Source organism: Pseudodesulfovibrio karagichevae (genome assembly GCF_041414475.1).
GTDB lineage: Bacteria > Desulfobacterota > Desulfovibrionia > Desulfovibrionales > Desulfovibrionaceae > Pseudodesulfovibrio > Pseudodesulfovibrio karagichevae.
Genome location: NZ_JBGLYH010000075.1, coordinates 1 through 15,942, shown reverse-complemented (window position 1 = coordinate 15,942; position 15,942 = coordinate 1). Strand labels below are relative to the sequence as shown.

The window sequence follows — 15,942 nt, the reverse complement described above, 5'->3', positions numbered from 1 at the left end:
TTTCTTGCGGGCCAGGGCCACCATGGCCGGGGATGTTCGGGTTCTCATAGGCATGCCCCCATCGTATGACGGGGGCATGCTTCACTTCAACGCAAGGCTTGTGCGGCTCCTACATAATGCCGTTTTCAAAGGGTTTCCCTCCCCCCTTCCCCCGGCCGATCGCTGCTGTCCTCATCCGTAAGGCTCGATGACTCGCCAACGGCTGGAGGCCCGGAGGCGCTCTTACTGCGTCAATCTTTGCGCCAGCTTCACGGCGGCGACGGCGTCGGTGGACCAGCCGTGGGCGCCGATGGCCTTGCAGAACTTTTCGGTGACCACGGCCCCGCCGATGATGACTTTTGCGCGAAGATTGCGTTCGGCCACGAGTTTGACGGTGTCTTCCATGCGCACCATGGTGGTGGTCATGAGCGCGGACAGGCCGATGAGCGCGGCGTCGTGCTCCTCGGCGGCGGCCACGATCTTGGCGGCGGGCACGTCCTTGCCCAGGTCCACGACCTCGAAGCCGTAGTTCTTGAGCATCAGGCAAACGATGTTCTTGCCGATGTCGTGGATGTCGCCCTCCACCGTGGCCATGACGACCACGGGCCGGGAGCCCGCCCCGCCGTCCTCCTCGAGCAGCGGCTTGAGGCGCTGGAAGGCGGCCTGCATGGTCTCGGCGGATTGGAGCAGCTGGGGCAGGAAGTATTCCTTGGTCTCATACTTGTCGCCCACGATGAGGATGCCGGGGATGAGCAAGTCGTTGACGATGTCCATGGCGGACACGCCCTTGTCCAACTCGGCCTCGACCAGCCTGACCACGTTGTCCTTGTCGCCCTTGACCACGGCGGCCTGGACCGGCGGCAGGGAGGCGGTCCCTGACGGGGCGGCCTGGGTGGACGCGGCCTGGACCCCGCCGCCTCCGGTCCAGCCGGAGAACCTGTCGATGTAGCGCGCGGCCTGGGGGTCGCGGCCGAGCAGGACCTCGGCGGCGTGCAGGGACTCCTGGATGCGCGCGGAGTTCGGATTGGAGATGAACGAGCACAGACCCGACCCCATGGACAGGGCCAGGAAGGTCGAGTTGAGCAGCTCGCGGGCGGGCAGCCCGAAGGAGATGTTGGACAGGCCGATGGTCGTGGGCAACCCCCACTCGTCTCGGCAGTGGCGCATGACCTCCATGGAGTGGCGGGCCGCCTCGGGCTTGGACGAGACGGTCAGGGCCAGGGCGTCGACCATGATCAGGCGGCGCGGGATGCCGAGCGCGTCGGCCTGGGCCAGGAGGCCCTCGATGACCTTGATCCGCTCGGCGGCGGTCACCGGAAGCTTGTTGCCCACGATGGGCAGGAGGATGAACGGCGCGCCGAAGAGCTTGCACAGGGGGCCGAGCTTTTCCATCTTGCCCGGCTCGCCGGAGATGGAGTTGACCAGGGGGGAACCGGGATAGGCCCACAGCCCGGCCTCCACGGCCGCCGGGTCGTTGGAGTCGATGGACAGCGGCGTGGTCACGCGGCCCAGCAGGGAGGTGATCAGCCCGGGCAGGAGCTCGACCTCGTTGACCAGGGGCGCGCCCACGTTGACGTCGAGCACCGGCGCGCCCAGCTCCACCTGTTCGGCGGCGAAGCGGTGCGCCTCGGAAAAGACCGATTCCTGGAGCTCGGCGGTGAGCTGCTTCTTGCCCGTGGGGTTGATGCGCTCGCCGATGATCACGCCGGGGTGGTCGAAACCGATGGGCACGGACACCGAGCGCGAGGTCAGGACGAGCTGGGCGTTATCGGTCTTGTGCGGGCGCTTCCAGGCCGCGTCCCCGACCTTGTCGCGCAGGGCGCGGATGTGGTCGGGCGTGGTCCCGCAGCAGCCGCCGATGAACTTGGCGCCCAGGTCCGCGAACTGCGCGGCCTGCTCGGCGAAGGGCCCGGGCTGCAGCCGGAAGGCGGTCTTGCCGTCGGCGTCCAGTTCGGGCAACCCCGCGTTGGCCTCGGCAAAGGTCGGGGTGGACAGGCGCGGGGCCCAGGCGCGCAGGGTGTCGCGCATCTGCTCGGGCCCGGCCGAACAGTTGGTCCCGATGAGCTCCACGCCCATGTTCTGCATGGTGTCCACAAAGGTCAGCGGCGAAGTGCCGGTCAGGGAGGCCTCGCCCTCGAAAGTCATGGAGATGGCCACGGGCAGGTCGCAGACCAGGCGCGCGGCGATGACCACGGCCTTGGCCTCGGCCAGGTCGAAATGGGTCTCGCCCAGGATCAGGTCCGCGCCCCCGGCCACGCAGCCCTTGATCTGCTCCTTGAAGATGCCCACCAGCTCGCGGAAGGTCATCTCGCCCAGCGGCTTGACGAAATGCCCGGTGGGTCCGATGGACGCGGCCACGAAGGCGTTGTCCCCGGCCACTTCGCGGGCGATGGCGGTCATGGCCCGGTTCAGTTCGAAGGGATCGACGCCCAGGCCGAGCTTGGGCCGGGACCCGCCGAAGGTGTTGGTGGTCAGGATGTTCGCCCCGGCTTCGAGGTAGTCCCGGTGCACGGCGCGGATGACGTCGGGCTCCTTGAGCCCCCAGAGCTCGGGCGAGAGCCCGGCGGGCAGCCCCCTGCCCTGCAGCAGGGTGCCGTAGCCGCCGTCGAAATAATAGATCCTGTCGTCGTCGAGTATTGACCTGAAATCGGGCACTGGTATCCTCCGTCTGGCCGGGCGCCCCCCCGCCGGGTGAAGCGGCTTTGCGCGCGGGCCGATGTATTCTTATATCAAGATATCTCGATTTAGCGGCGACCCAGCCGAAAATCAAGCTTTTTCTCGGTTCGGGCCGGTTCCTTCGCACCCGGAAGACGCACGGTTTTGCACATGTTGCCCTTACCTGAAAATCATTGATAAGGTCGGGCAAAATCTATAGTGTGGCTTTCTTGCTCTTATATTTGTATTGAACCGGGCGCCCTTGCGCCGCATCCATACTTTGCAATGACATCTGAAAAAACGACCGCGGTGGTCGAACCGGAAATCGTCGAGGACGATCTCGAGGAGACCGACTTTAACGAGGACGACTTCGCCGAGGAAGACTTGAGCGAAAGCGACTTCACCGAAGACGACTTCGACGGGGACGATCTGGACGACGACCTGGCCACCGATATATCCCCCAATGCCCCGGCCAAGGCCGAAGGGCTGGAGAACAGGCTCCCGGCGCTGAACCTCGCCCCGACCTCCAAGGCGGTGCGGATTCGCGACCCGCTGCAGCTGTACCTGAAGGAGATCGCCCGGTTCCCCATGCTGGAGCCGGAAGAGGAATACGCCCTGGCCAAACGGGTCCAGGAGGAAAACGACCAGGACGCGGCCTTCAAGCTGGTCTCCTCCCACCTGCGCCTGGTGGTCAAGATCGCCATGGACTTCCAGCGCCGCTGGATGCAGAACGGCCTGGACCTCATTCAGGAGGGCAACGTCGGCCTGCTCAAGGCCGTGACCAAGTTCGACCCGGAGAAGGGGATCAAGTTCTCCTACTACGCGGCCTTCTGGATCAAGGCGTACATCCTGAAGTACATCATGGACAACTGGCGCATGGTCAAGATAGGGACCACCCAGACCCAGCGCAAGTTGTTCTACAACCTGAACAAGGAGCGCCAGCGCCTCCAGACCCTGGGGTTCGACCCCTCGACGGAAGCGTTGAGCGAACGGCTCGGCGTGTCCGAGGCCGAGATCGACGAGATGGACCAGCGGCTGTCCAAGAACGACATGTCGCTGAACACCCCGCTGGGCGAGGATTCCGACGCCACCAGGATGGACTTCCTGCCGTCGCTCTCCCCGGGCGTGGAGGAGTCCATCGCCAACGACCAGATCGTCGACCTGCTCCTGGACAACATCAGGGAGATTCGCTCCTCCCTGAACGACAAGGAAGTGGCCATTCTCGACCGTCGGCTGCTCTCCGACGACCCCGTGACCCTGCGGGAGATCGGCGAGGAGTTCGGCGTCACCAGGGAGCGCGTGCGCCAGATCGAGGCCCGGCTGATGGCCAAGATCCGCGAGCACCTGACGGACAAGGTCAAGGATTTTTCCAGAGACTGGGTGCTGGAACACGATTAATCGGCGGCGACGCCAATCGGGACGAACGGATGAACAGATTCTCTAGGCCTGACCTTCACACCGCACTGGCAGCCTTCGCGCTCTTCGCGCTCCTGGCTGTCGCCGGCTGCGCCGCAACGACCGGCGCGACCAAGTCCATGCCCGCGCCGTCCATGACCGAGTCGGCCCGGCTCGACTACGACTACCTGATCTACCAGGACCTCCTGCACCAGCTGCAGAAGCACGTCCAGGAGGGTGAACGCTCCACCCTGACCACCCAGGAAGTCAACGACATCCACGCCCGGGCCGTGGCCGCCCTGAACCGCGTCCTGTCCCAGGCCCCCACGCCCGAGCTGTACGTGGAAAAGGCGGGCATGTTCTGGAACCACCCCGAGGGTGCCAGCCGGTCCCGCGCGGCCCTCAAGGAAGGACTCGAGAAATTTCCGGACAACCGGCTGCTGACCGTGTACCTGGCCAACTCCTACGTGGCCGACAACCGCACGGACGACGCCATCGCCATCATGGACGGCTTTCTGCGGCGGCATCCCAAGGACATGGAGGCCCGTGAGCGCCTGGGCCAGATGCTCATGGACGCCGGGCAGGACGCCAAGGCCCTGGACGTGCTCAAGCAGATCCCCGAGAAGCAGCGCACGCCGGACGCCCTGTACGCCATGGGCCGGGTCCAGGGGAACCTGGGCATGCGCAAGGCGGCCATCGCCAACCTGAAGAAGGCCGTGGCCATGGACCCGGAGTTCACCGAGGCCATGGTCGAACTGGCCTACCAGTACGAACTGGCCAAGGACTACGTGTCCGCCGAGCGGATCTACGGCTCCATCCTGGAGCAGAGCGACTCCTTCCCCGAGGCGCGGCTGCGACTGATCAACCTGAACCTCAAGCTGAACGACCCGGCCAAGGCCCTGGAGCTGGCCCTCGGCGGCCCGCCCACCAAGTCCTTCATCCTGGACGCGGTGCTCATGTTCATCAACGACGGGTTCTTCGCCCAGGGCTCCACGGTCCTGGACATGCTGACCACCGGCTCCGCCGTGCCCGCCGAATACTATTTCTACAAGGCGGTCATCGCCGACGAGGGCGAGAACGACCCGGCCAAGGCCCTGTCCTACCTCGAAGAGGTCAAGAAGACCGACCGCCTCTACCCGCACGCCCTGCGCTTCAAGGCGCAGCTGCTGGCGGCCCAGGGCAAGGACGCCGAGGCCCTGGCCATTGCGGCCCAGGGCAAGGCGCTCTACCCCGAGGCCTCCATATTCTACATCCTCGAATCCGGGCTCAGGAAGCAGCAGGGCGATCTGGCCGGGGCGGAAGCCTCCCTCAAGGAAGGGCTCGAACGCCTCAAGAACGACCCCGAGCTAACCTACGAGCTGGCCATGATCTATGACGCCACGGGCCGCCGCCCGCAGGGGATGGCCCTGATGGAGACCGTGATCCGCGCCCATCCCGACCACGCCAACGCGCTCAACTACGTGGGCTACACCCTGGCCGAGGAGGGCCGCGAGCTCGACCGCGCCCTGGTCCTGGTGACCAAGGCCTCCAAGCTCGACCCGGAAAACGGCTACATCCTCGACTCCGTGGCCTGGGTCCACTTCAAGCGCAAGGACCTGGAAAAGGCCTGGGAATACATCGGCTACGCCGTGGACGTGGTCGACAAGGACCCGACCATCTGGGAGCACTACGGCGACATCGCCGCGGCCATGGGCAAGACCAGGGAGGCGCGCAAGGGCTATAACTACGCGCTCAAGTTCCACTCGCCCGATCCCAAGGCCGTCAAGGAGAAGCTGAAGAAATTATGAACCGCCTCGGATCGACGCTCGTTCCGGCGGCGACCCTGGCCGTCCTGATGCTGGCGGCCCTCTCGGGCTGCGCCACCAGGATACCGCCCGGCCTCGAACTGGACACCCCCGGAGCGGCCTGGTCCGCGTTCCGGCAGCACTATTGCGTCCGGCCCGAGGGCAAGGGGCTGCGGGTCCGGGCCAGCCTGTATTATTCCCGGACCCAGCCGGCCAAGCGGACCAACCGCACCCTGATCTCCCTGTGGGGCGACTTCAACGGCCCCATGCGGCTCGACGTGTCCGCCTCCATCGGCACCCTGCTGGCCCACATCCGCGAGGACAAGACCGGCCTGCTGGTCTTCTACCCCGAGGACCAAAAGGCCTACGCGCACAAGAATTCCGTGCTCGGGGCCACCCGGCTGGGCATGCCCTTCCCCTTTTCCCTGGCCGACCTGGCCCACGCCCTGGCAGGCGACTTCGCCGACCTGGCCCCCCGGCGCTACGCCAAGGCCGAGGCCGAGGGCGAAGACTACGCCTACACCTTCTCCGGCGGGCTGACCCGGCGCATCGTCCTGGACCGCCTGGGCCGCCCGGTGTTGCTGGAGGGGCGGACCTCACGCTCGCGGGACGCCCGGCAGTGGTCCTTCTCCATGGACCGCTACGAAGACGTCCCGGCCGGACAGGTTCCCCTGGCCGACAAGCTGACCCTGTCCCTTGACAACGGAGAGCGCGGCGTCTTGCACATAAAGTCCCGGGAGCTTATGCTGGCCCCCTGGCCCGCCCGGTCCCTGACCCTGGAACTGCCCGAAGATATCGTCCCCATCCGGCTGGACAACGGGTACACGGATGCAACAACCGGGGATATCCCCGTCATACACGAGGACAAGCAATGAGCGCACAGCCGCGGGAAACGGTGATGGACATATTCCGGCTCGGCCTGAAGACGTGGCTGGCCGAGATGAAATGGCTGGTCCGTTCCCTGTCCGGGAGGTTCGAGGTCGGCAGGCTTGAAAAAGAACTGGAACGGGAATATGGCATCCTCGGGCGTATCGCGGAGGCGCCCCGGGGCAGGAAGGCGGAGAAGGAACTCTGCCTCAGGCAGATCGACTTTCTGAAGGAGGAGATCGCCGCCCTGAAGGAAGAATTGGCCAACGACCGCGAAGAGCGCATGAAGCACGTCCGCCGCGAGGACGGCGGCGCATCCCAAGGGGAGGAACAGTGAACAAGACCATCGTCATCGGCTCCGATCACGGGGGCTACCATCTCAAGCAAGCGTGCATCAAGGCCCTGACGGACTGGGGCTACACCGTGGAGGACGAGGGGCCGGACTGCCTGGACTCCTGCGACTACCCCGTCTACGCGGCCAAGGTCTGCAACAAGCTCAAGGCCGACGGGACCAAGCTCGGCGTGCTCATCTGCGGCACGGGCCAGGGCATGACCATGACCGCCAACCGCATGGGCATCCGGGCCGCCCTGTGCACCAACGAATTTCACGCCCGCATGGCCCGCGCGCACAACGACGCCAAATGCCTGTGCCTGGGCGAGCGCGTCACCGGGCAGGGCCTGGCCTTGAGCGTCCTCAAGGTCTTCCTGGAATCGACCTTCGAAGGCGAGCGGCACCAGCGGCGCATCGACCTCATCGAAACCGTCTCCCAATAACCTCACTAAACAAGGGTATCGACCAATGACACAGACGGACAAGACCATCGCCGTGGTCAAGGGGCTGATCATGGACGGCGTGGCCAAGGCCAACTCCGGCCATCCGGGCGGGGCCATGTCCTCCGCCGACTACGCCACCATCCTCTTTTCCGAGTTCCTGAACTTCAATCCCGACGACCCCCGGTGGTTCAACCGCGACCGCTTCATCCTCTCGGCCGGGCACGAGTCCATGCTGCTCTACAGCCTGCTGCACCTCAACGGCTTCATCTCCATTGAGGACATCAAGAATTTCCGTCAGTTCGGCTCCCTGACTCCGGGCCATCCCGAGGTCCACCTGACCCCCGGCGTGGAGGCCACCACCGGCCCGCTGGGCCAGGGTCTGGCCATGTCCGTGGGCTTCGCCTCGGCCGAGGCGTACCTGCGCGAAAAGCTCGGCGCGGACGTCATGGACCATTACACTTACGTGCTTTCGTCCGACGGCGACCTGCAGGAGCCCATCGCCATGGGCGCGGCCTCCCTGGCCGGGCTGTGGAACCTGGGCAAGCTGATCGTCTACTACGACTCCAACAAGATCCAGCTGGCCGGGCCGACCTGCAAGTCGGACTGCACCGACCACCGCAAGGTCTTCGAGGGGCTGTGCTGGCAGGTCCTGGAAGTGGACGGCCACAACCACGACGAGATCCGCAAGGCCATCAAGGCCGCCCAACTGGAGACCGGCAAGCCCACCCTGATCATCGGCCACACCACCATGGCCAAGGGCTGCGCCACCATGGAAGGCAGCCACAAGACCCACGGCGAGCCGCTCAAGGCCGACGAGATCAAGGCCACCAAGAAGAAGCTCGGCCTGCCCGAGGACGACTTCTACGTGCCCGAGGACGTGGTCGCCGAGTACCGCTCCCGGTTCGACGGCCTGCGCAAGAACGCGGCCGACTGGCAGGCCATGGTCGACGGCAAGCTCGCCGACAAGGACTTCGCCGAGATGTGGGGCCACGTGACCAAGGCCAGGACCGAGCTGTCCATCGCCTGGCCCGAGTTCACCCCCGGCCAGTCCATGGCCACGCGCAAGGCCTGGGGCACCTGCCTGGACGCGGTCATGGACTCCCTGCCCACCCTGGTGGGCGGCTCCGCCGACCTGGACCCGTCCAACCAGACCGCCAATTTCCGTTCCACCTACGGCGACTTCGCCGTGGACGGTTACGGTGCCCGCAACCTGGCCTTCGGCGTGCGCGAGTTCAACATGGCCGCGATCATGAACGGCATGCAGCTGCACGGCGGCCTGCTCCCGTTCGGGGCCACCTTCCTGACCTTCTCGGACTACTGCCGCAACGCCATCCGCATGTCCGCCCTGCAGGAGCTGCCGGTCCTGTACGTCTTCACCCATGATTCCTTCTGGGTGGGCGAGGACGGCCCCACGCACCAGCCCATCGAGCACGTCAGCAGCCTGCGGCTCATTCCGGGCCTCATCGACCTGCGCCCGGCCGACGCCAACGAGACCAAGGTCTGCCTGGACATCGCGCTGAAGCAGGAGAAGATGCCCTCCACCCTGTTCCTGACCCGCCAGGGGCTGCCCATCCTCGACCCGGCCGAATACCCGGCCATCACGGACGGCCCGCGCAAGGGCGGCTACGTGCTCAAGGACTGCGACGGCGCCCCGGACCTGATCCTCATCGCCTCCGGTTCCGAGGTCTCGCTCTGCCTGGAGACGGCCAAGCTGTTCAAACGCAAGGTTCGTGTGGTATCCATGCCTTCGGCCAAACTGTTTGACGATCAGCCCGAATCGTATAAAAATGAAGTATTGCCACCCGAAGTGACCGCACGGGCCGCCGCCGAAGCGGGCAGGACGACCCTGTGGCACAAATATGTCGGTCTGAACGGCGTTGTTCTCGGCGTCGACCACTTCGGGGCCAGCGCACCGGGCAAGATCCTGTCCGACGAGTACGGGTTCACCCCGGAGAACTTCGCCCGGATCATCCGGAAGAAATACTAGGAGATGCACATGGAAGCCCCACAGAAAAACCTCGCACTGGACCTGGTCCGTGTCACTGAAGCCGCCGCCCTGGCCTGCGCCCGCTGGCTTGGCAAGGGCGACAAGATCGCCGCCGACCAGGCGGCCGTCGACGCCATGAGGCTGTGCTTCAACACCCTGGAGATCGAAGGCCAGATCAAGATCGGCGAAGGCGAGAAGGACGACGCGCCCATGCTCTACGCCGGAGAAAAGCTCGGCCTGGGCACCGGTCCCAAGGTGGACATCGCCGTGGACCCGCTGGAGGGCACCAACCTCCTGGCCAACGGCCGGCCCAACGCCATCTCCGTGGTCGGCGTGGCCCCTGCGGGCGCCATGTTCGATCCGGGCCCGAGCTTCTACATGCAGAAGCTGGTCGTCCCGGCCCACGCCAAGGACGTCGTCGACATCGAGGCCCCCACCGGCCACAACCTGAAGCTCATCGCCCGCGCCCTGGACAAGGACGTGGACGACCTGGTGGTCTTCGTCCTGGACAAGCCGCGCCACAAGAAGCTGATCTCCGAGATCCGCGAGGCGGGCGCGCGCATCCAGCTGCACACCGACGGCGACATCACCGGCTCGCTCATGGCCATCGACCCGCGCTGCGAGGTGGACGTCATGATGGGCACCGGCGGCACCCCCGAGGGCGTGCTCTCGGCCATCGCCATCCGCATAATGGGCGGCGAGATGTTCGCCAAGCTCGACCCCCAGAAGCAGAAGGAAAAGAACAACCTGGCCGAGTTCGGCATGGACATCCGCCGGGTGCTGACCGTGGGCGACCTGGTCAAGTCCGACGACCTGTTCTTCGCGGCCACCGGCATCTCCGGCGGCACCTTCCTCAAGGGCGTGACCTACCACGGCCACGGCGCCGAGACCTCGTCCCTGGTCATGCGCGGCAAGACCGGAACCATCCGCTACGTGGAAGCCATCCACAACTGGGACACCCTGATGCGCTTCTCGGCCGTCGAATACGACTAGACCGACTCTCTAGCAAATATCAAAGGGGCCGGTTTCCATAATGGAAACCGGCCCCTTTCTATGAACACTCCCGCGCCGAAGGCGCCCAGTGGGATGCAAGGGTTACACCCTTGCCCGCCGGAGGCGAAATCACCTATCCATCGCCGCGAAGCGGCATCCCCTCCTGAGTTTTCTACCCGCCCCGCTTAATAGTCGGGTTCCTGCTCTCGCACGGCACCCGGACCTGGCACAGCCCGCAGCTGTTGACGCGGAAGCCGAGCTGGTTCGCCTCCACGTGGGGCGCGGTGATGGAGCGGATGTAGGTCTTGCACTTGACCTTGTCGTGGCCCTTTTCGGAGATGGCCCCGGCCGGGCAGCGTTTGATGCAGGCCCGGCACTTCCCGCCGGCGTGGAACAGGCACCATTCGTTGTGGCGGGTGTACGGCCTGGGCGTGGGCGCAAGGTGCGCCCGGACCACGACCGAGCCCACGCGGATGGCCTTGCCCCTGGGCGTGATCAGCCCGTCGGACAGGCCGAAGGTGCCCAGGCCGCAGGCGTAGGCCGTGTGCCGCTCGGACCAGGTGGAGGCGAACCCGTACCTGGGGGATTCGGCCCGGGTCCAATCGGGGAGCAACGCGGGCGCGCAGGCGTCCACGCCCTCCTCGGCGAAAACGCCGACCACGAACCGGCGCAGGGCCTCGTTGACCTTTTCGCCGTAGTGCCGGGCTCGGCTCCACTCCTCGCTCGGCATCTCCTTGTGCTGCCCGTGGGCCTTGCGGGTATGCTCGGTCTGGGGCAGCACCCAGGAGACCACGCTCAGATCCGCGCCGGTCGCGCCCGAACCGGGGAAGGCCCGGGCAAAGGCCTGGGCCGGGGTCCAGTAGAAGTCCGGCCCGATGTCCTGTTTGAGGAAGTCGAACAGCGGGTCGTCGCCTGCGGCGCAGCCCACCAGCGGGGCGTCGAAAGCGGGCAGATCCAGGCCCGGCCCCAGGGAATTGTTGCCGGGGTCGGACATCCAGCCGGCCATGCGTGCGGAGAGGGTTTGGATATTCATGGCTTGAGCGTAAAGCGGCAGCCCGGCGCGGTCAATCCCTGCACGGAAACATTGAGTCCGCTCCGCTTATTGTGATATGGTTCTCAGTAAGAGGACTCCACCATGGACAGGAACAAGCGAATCAGCACCCGTATCGAAGCGGATTTCGAGGCCTACATCACCATCGGCGAGGTGGTCACGCCCGTGTCCACCCGCAACCTCAGCCTCAAGGGCGCGCTGCTCTACGGCTGCGAGGACTGCGTGGCCGGGACGCCCTGCGAGCTGCACCTGCCGCTGTCGCCGGGCATCCGCATCGTGGTCACGGGCGAGATCGTGCGCATCAAGGGGAGCTATGCGGCCATGTCGTTCAAGGAGATGGACGAGCTGTCCTTCACCTTCCTGCACCGGCTGGTGACGCTGAACGCGGACCACCCCGAAGAGGTGGACGAGGAGCTCCTGCGGATTTTCGAAAAGTTCTGAGCCCGGCGGATCAGGCGGCTTCGCGCTCGCGCAGCCGCTCCCGGACCCCGCTGCGCCCGAGCAGGAGAATGCCGAAGACGATCAGCGCCCCGCCGCCGATGGTCCACAGGTCCGGGACCTCTCCCAGGAACATCAGGCCCCACATGGCCGCGAAGACGATCTCCAGGGTCGACACCCCGCTGATGCGCGCCGCGGACTCGATGGCGTATCCCTTGGTCATGAAGAACTGGCCCACGTTCATGAAGAACCCCACCCCGCAGAGCACCCCCCATTCGGCCATGGTCGGCATCACCCAGCCGTCGGCGAAGAGCGGCGAGAGCAGCGAGATGGCGATGGGCGGATAGAGCATGACCACGGCGGGCCGCTCGGTCTTGGCCAGCACCCGCACGGCCAGGATGGCCCAGGAGGTCAGGAACACGCTGAGCAGCGCGGCCAAAAGCCCCCAGGTGTCCAGGTCCGGGCTGCCCGCCCCGAACAGGAAGTCCGGGCGGCAGACCAGAGCAACCCCGGCCACGGAGGTCAGGATGGCGGCCATCCCGCCCTTGGACATGGTTTCGCCCATGAGCAGCCAGGCCAGCAGGGCCACGGTGATGGGATGGGAGAAGATGAGCACCAATGCGTCGGCCAGGGGCAGATGCACGATGGCGTAGAAGTCGGCAAACATGGCCCCGAACCCGAGCAGGCCGCGCGCGGCCAGCAGGAACTTGCGCTTGCCGAGCAGGCCCGCCCCGGACTTGCGCAGCATGATCAGGCACAGGACCACCCCTATCACCCCGCGCACGAAGAGAATCTCCATGGTGGGCAGGCGGCTCCCGGCCAGTTTGACGAAGAGCGAGCCGAAGGAGAAGAAGAAGGTGCCGAGCAGCATGAAGCGCATGCCGGGGGTCAGAAAATTCATGGGCGGAGACTATGCCTTTCCCTTTCCGAGTCAAGCGGAAAGCACTACTGCGTGGAGTCGAGCAGGGGGCAGGAACCGGCGAGCTTGCTGTAGTGCACCTGCATCATGTGCAGCTCGATCTCCTTGAGCCGTCCCTCGGCGGCCATGTCGCGCAGCACGGCGTCGATCCTGGGCACCAGGTCCGCGTGCCGCTTGTTCAGGTAGTGGTACATGGGGTTGACGGCCATGGGCTCGCAGAGCATGCGCACCCCGCCCATGCCGACCTTGCCCAGGGCGGGCAGGATGTCGAAGAACTCGGCAAAGCACACTTCCACCCGCTTGTTTCTGAGCAGGCCGATCATCTTTTCGTAGGACGAGACCATGTGGCGATTCTCGCCCTTCACCCGGCTTTCCAGGAACTTGTAGCCGTTGCGGATGCACGTCCGGCGGTTCGCGAACTGGCCCCACCCCTTGGCCGGGTCGATGTCCGTGTCCTTGTCCGTGGTCAGGATCGCGATACGGTTGATGTAGATCGGGGTGGGCACCCGGATGAGGTTCGGGTAACTCTTTTCCACCACGCTCACCCGGCCCGCCTCGCCGTCCACCAGCCCGTCGTTGGCCAGGAGCAGGGCGCGCTCGGCCGGGTAGCCCTGCAACTCGATCTCGTAGCCCAGCCGGGCGTAGGCCTCGCTCAGGATGTGGTCGAACAGATCGTGCAGGCCGCCCGCAGGAAAGGTGGAAAAGACCAGACGATGCTCGATGCCGTGGCGCTCGGCCCAGGCCCGGTGCGCCGACAACAGGAGCACCAGACCCGAGAGAATCAGGGCCGTCAGCATGATCGCCGGAAAGCGGCGGAGTGCGGTGCGCCGCGACGGAGCGGCGATAAGGGGGACGGTTTGCGGCATTGCCCGATACCCTAGCCCCAATCCGCCTCCAGCGGAAGAGGGTTAGAGTGTTTTTTCCGCTCCCGGCGACCGGGAACGGCGCAGGGGCTAGAGACCGAAGAAGCGCCGGGCGTTGTCGCCCGCCATGCGCCAGACGTCCTCCAGGGAGCGGCCCTTGATCTGGGCCACTCTGCGGGCGGTGAACACGGACAGCGCCGGATGGTTGCGCTTGCCCCGCCACGGCTCGGGCGCGAGATAGGGGCAGTCGGTCTCGAGGAGCAGGCGCTCGAAGGGGATGCGGGCCACGGCAGCCTGCACGTCGTCGGAATTCTTGCGGAAAGTCACCGGGCCGGGGATGGAGATGTGCCAGCCGTTGGCCACCAGCCGCTCGGCCAGGCCGATGCCCGCGCCGAAGCAGTGCCACAGCAGCGGATAGTCCCTGAACCCCTCGGCCTCGAGGATGTCCACGGTGTCGCCGTTGGCGTCGCGCGAGTGGATGATGATGGGCAGGGAGAGTTCGCGGGCCAGGTTTATCTGGCGGACAAAGGCGTCTTGCTGCACCTCGTGGGGCACGCGCTCCCAGTAGTAATCCAGGCCGATCTCGCCCACGCCCTTGAGGCGCGGGTCCGCCTTGAAGTGGACGCGCATGCGCTCCACCGTCTCGTCGGTCAGCAGGTCCGCGTCGTTGGGATGCACGCCCATGATGAAGCTGATCTCCGGGTGGGCGTCGAACAGCCCGCGCCCGCGCTCGTAGGCGTCCGGCCCCAGGAAGACGTTGACGATGCGGCTCACGCCCGAATCAAGGGCGCGGCGGATGATCGCCTCGCGGTCCTCGTCGAAGTCATCGAGGTCCAGGTGCGCGTGGGAATCCACCCCCACCGGCGGCAGGTTCAGGGATTCGGGCTCGGGTCGCTTGGTCTTACCCATCAGTCCGCGCTCACAGCTGTTCCCACAGGTCGAGGATGGCCGTCTTCTGCGCCTCGAGGGAATAGGCGTTGGCGGTCTTCTGGCCCGCGCCCAGGGCGGTCATCAGGGCCGGGTCCCGTTCCTGGAACAGGTGGACCGCCTCGCCCAGGCAGAGGGCCGCGTCGAGCACGTCGCTGTCCGCGCACCACATGCCGTTGCCCTTCCACGGGACCTTGCGCAGGGGAATCCACGGGGTGTAGCGCGGCTTGGCCTGGGCCTGGCGCATGTAGTCCCAGCCGCCGAAACCGGCGAAGCCCACGGGCAGACAGCCGCAGGCCATGGCCTCGAGCGGCGGCAGGGGGCACCCTTCGGGGAAGCCCGTGGCCAGAAAGATGTGCGCCGCGCGCAGGGCCTCGGCCACGCCGTGCGCGTCCAGGCCGTCGATGGGCATCCAGTTGACCTGCTTCGCGCCGCAGCGGTGTTCGTGGATGGCTCGGATCTGCTCGACCAGGGCCTTGTTCTTGCGCGGCATGAAGGCCACGTTCACCCGCCCGCCGGGCTTGGACTCGGGCGCGTGAAAGACGGACCGGTCGATGCCGGGACGCAGGATCGGGGCGTCCTTGCAGGTGGTTTCCTTGATGAATTGGGAGACCGGGGCGGACACGGCCAGGAATTCCACGGGCAGGCTGTGCCAGTCCACGCCCTCGGGCATGGAGGAAAAGAGATAGGCCCAGTTCTGGACGTAGCTGAAACACTGGGCGTTGGCGTACAGCCCCGGGGCCAGGGCGTTGATCCACCCCTCGGGAACCACCCAGGCGTCCGACTCCCGCAACTTCAGGGCCTGCCATTCCAGCACCGGCGCGGCGTCGGCCAGGCCCTCAGGCCGCCAGCCGCCCTTGCCCCTGGCCACAAGGAAAGCCTCGTGCCCGGATTGGTGGAGAATGTCGGCCATCTGCCGCAGCACGGTGACGCCCCCGGTCGGTTTGGTGACCGGCGGCAGGAAGATGAATGTTCGCATGGTCGCTTTCTGTGAACCACAAACGGGCATGTTTGGCAAGGAGAGGCTGCGGGGCGGGCGTGCAATGGGGAGGCCCGCCCCGCAGTGGAGGGAAGGAGTTTGCTTCCGTGCTGGCTGAAGACGTTCTACCCGCCCCGCCGACGATGCGCCCGTCGATCCCATCACGAGAGAGCGACAATCGCGTAACGAGGGGGGAAGCGGATTCGCCTGGCGGCGGGCCTGGGGAACGCCTTTTGTTTGCGCGCATGCGCGGTGGGGGAGCGTGCGTTCTCCTTACTTGGTGTTTCGCCTTTACGGCGACTTCCTTTTTTGCTGGCGCAGAAAAAAGGAA

The 15,942-nt window shown here is 66.0% G+C and carries 14 protein-coding genes; 8 read left to right on the top strand and 6 right to left on the bottom strand.

Translation table 11 applies throughout. The features are described 5' to 3' along the window. Nucleotides 1–222: 222 nt before the first annotated feature. The gene (locus AB6M95_RS17475) at nt 223–2,634 is read right to left on the bottom strand and encodes a homocysteine S-methyltransferase family protein (RefSeq protein ID WP_371388034.1); all 2,412 of its coding nucleotides are present in this window, start codon (nt 2,632–2,634) and stop codon (nt 223–225) included. 285 nt (nt 2,635–2,919) lie between these two features. On the opposite strand from AB6M95_RS17475, the gene AB6M95_RS17470 reads away from it, so the two are divergent. Genes AB6M95_RS17470 through glpX form a run of 7 tightly spaced genes read left to right on the top strand, consistent with a single transcriptional unit; the run spans nt 2,920 to nt 10,434 of the window. Further along, complete coding sequence (locus AB6M95_RS17470; RefSeq protein ID WP_371388033.1) at nt 2,920–4,032, top strand: sigma-70 family RNA polymerase sigma factor; 1,113 nt, start codon at nt 2,920–2,922, stop codon at nt 4,030–4,032. A gap of 29 nt (nt 4,033–4,061) precedes the next feature. After that, nucleotides 4,062–5,816 (top strand): tetratricopeptide repeat protein, encoded by a 1,755-nt coding sequence (locus tag AB6M95_RS17465; RefSeq protein WP_371388032.1) that lies wholly within the window; start codon nt 4,062–4,064, stop codon nt 5,814–5,816. After that, the gene (locus AB6M95_RS17460) at nt 5,813–6,688 is read left to right on the top strand and encodes a hypothetical protein (RefSeq protein ID WP_371388031.1); all 876 of its coding nucleotides are present in this window, start codon (nt 5,813–5,815) and stop codon (nt 6,686–6,688) included. Before AB6M95_RS17465 ends, AB6M95_RS17460 begins: the two co-directional genes overlap by 4 nt. Before the next feature lie 23 nt (nt 6,689–6,711). Continuing rightward, on the top strand, nt 6,712–7,017 hold the full coding sequence (locus AB6M95_RS17455) for a hypothetical protein (RefSeq protein WP_371388030.1): 306 nt from the start codon (nt 6,712–6,714) through the stop codon (nt 7,015–7,017). After that, on the top strand, nt 7,014–7,454 hold the full coding sequence (rpiB, locus tag AB6M95_RS17450) for a ribose 5-phosphate isomerase B (protein WP_371388029.1): 441 nt from the start codon (nt 7,014–7,016) through the stop codon (nt 7,452–7,454). Before AB6M95_RS17455 ends, rpiB begins: the two co-directional genes overlap by 4 nt. A gap of 25 nt (nt 7,455–7,479) precedes the next feature. Beyond that, nucleotides 7,480–9,441: a transketolase gene (gene tkt, locus AB6M95_RS17445; RefSeq protein ID WP_371388028.1), complete on the top strand. Its 1,962-nt coding sequence runs from the start codon at nt 7,480–7,482 to the stop codon at nt 9,439–9,441. A gap of 9 nt (nt 9,442–9,450) precedes the next feature. Further along, entirely contained in the window at nt 9,451–10,434 is a 984-nt protein-coding gene (glpX, locus tag AB6M95_RS17440; RefSeq protein WP_371388027.1) for a class II fructose-bisphosphatase, read from the top strand. Between the two features lie 172 nt (nt 10,435–10,606). Here the strand turns inward: glpX and AB6M95_RS17435 are convergent, their stop codons facing one another. Continuing rightward, nucleotides 10,607–11,467, bottom strand: a complete 861-nt coding sequence (locus AB6M95_RS17435) for a 4Fe-4S ferredoxin (RefSeq protein ID WP_371388026.1) — start codon at nt 11,465–11,467, stop codon at nt 10,607–10,609. A gap of 102 nt (nt 11,468–11,569) precedes the next feature. Here AB6M95_RS17435 and AB6M95_RS17430 point away from each other — a divergent pair, with 102 nt between their 5' ends. Beyond that, a complete protein-coding gene (locus AB6M95_RS17430; protein WP_371388025.1) occupies nt 11,570–11,926 on the top strand; it encodes a PilZ domain-containing protein in 357 nt (118 codons plus the stop codon). Between the two features lie 10 nt (nt 11,927–11,936). Here AB6M95_RS17430 and AB6M95_RS17425 read toward each other — a convergent pair whose 3' ends face one another. From AB6M95_RS17425 to AB6M95_RS17410, 4 genes are all read right to left on the bottom strand, one after another. Beyond that, complete coding sequence (locus tag AB6M95_RS17425; protein WP_371388024.1) at nt 11,937–12,824, bottom strand: DMT family transporter; 888 nt, start codon at nt 12,822–12,824, stop codon at nt 11,937–11,939. Between the two features lie 44 nt (nt 12,825–12,868). Next, nucleotides 12,869–13,708 (bottom strand): substrate-binding periplasmic protein, encoded by an 840-nt coding sequence (locus tag AB6M95_RS17420; protein WP_371388023.1) that lies wholly within the window; start codon nt 13,706–13,708, stop codon nt 12,869–12,871. An 87-nt stretch (nt 13,709–13,795) separates the two neighbouring features. After that, on the bottom strand, nt 13,796–14,614 hold the full coding sequence (locus tag AB6M95_RS17415; RefSeq protein ID WP_371388021.1) for a TatD family hydrolase: 819 nt from the start codon (nt 14,612–14,614) through the stop codon (nt 13,796–13,798). Between the two features lie 10 nt (nt 14,615–14,624). Beyond that, the gene (locus AB6M95_RS17410) at nt 14,625–15,611 is read right to left on the bottom strand and encodes a glycosyltransferase family protein (RefSeq protein WP_371388020.1); all 987 of its coding nucleotides are present in this window, start codon (nt 15,609–15,611) and stop codon (nt 14,625–14,627) included. Between the last annotated feature and the right edge of the window lie 331 nt (nt 15,612–15,942).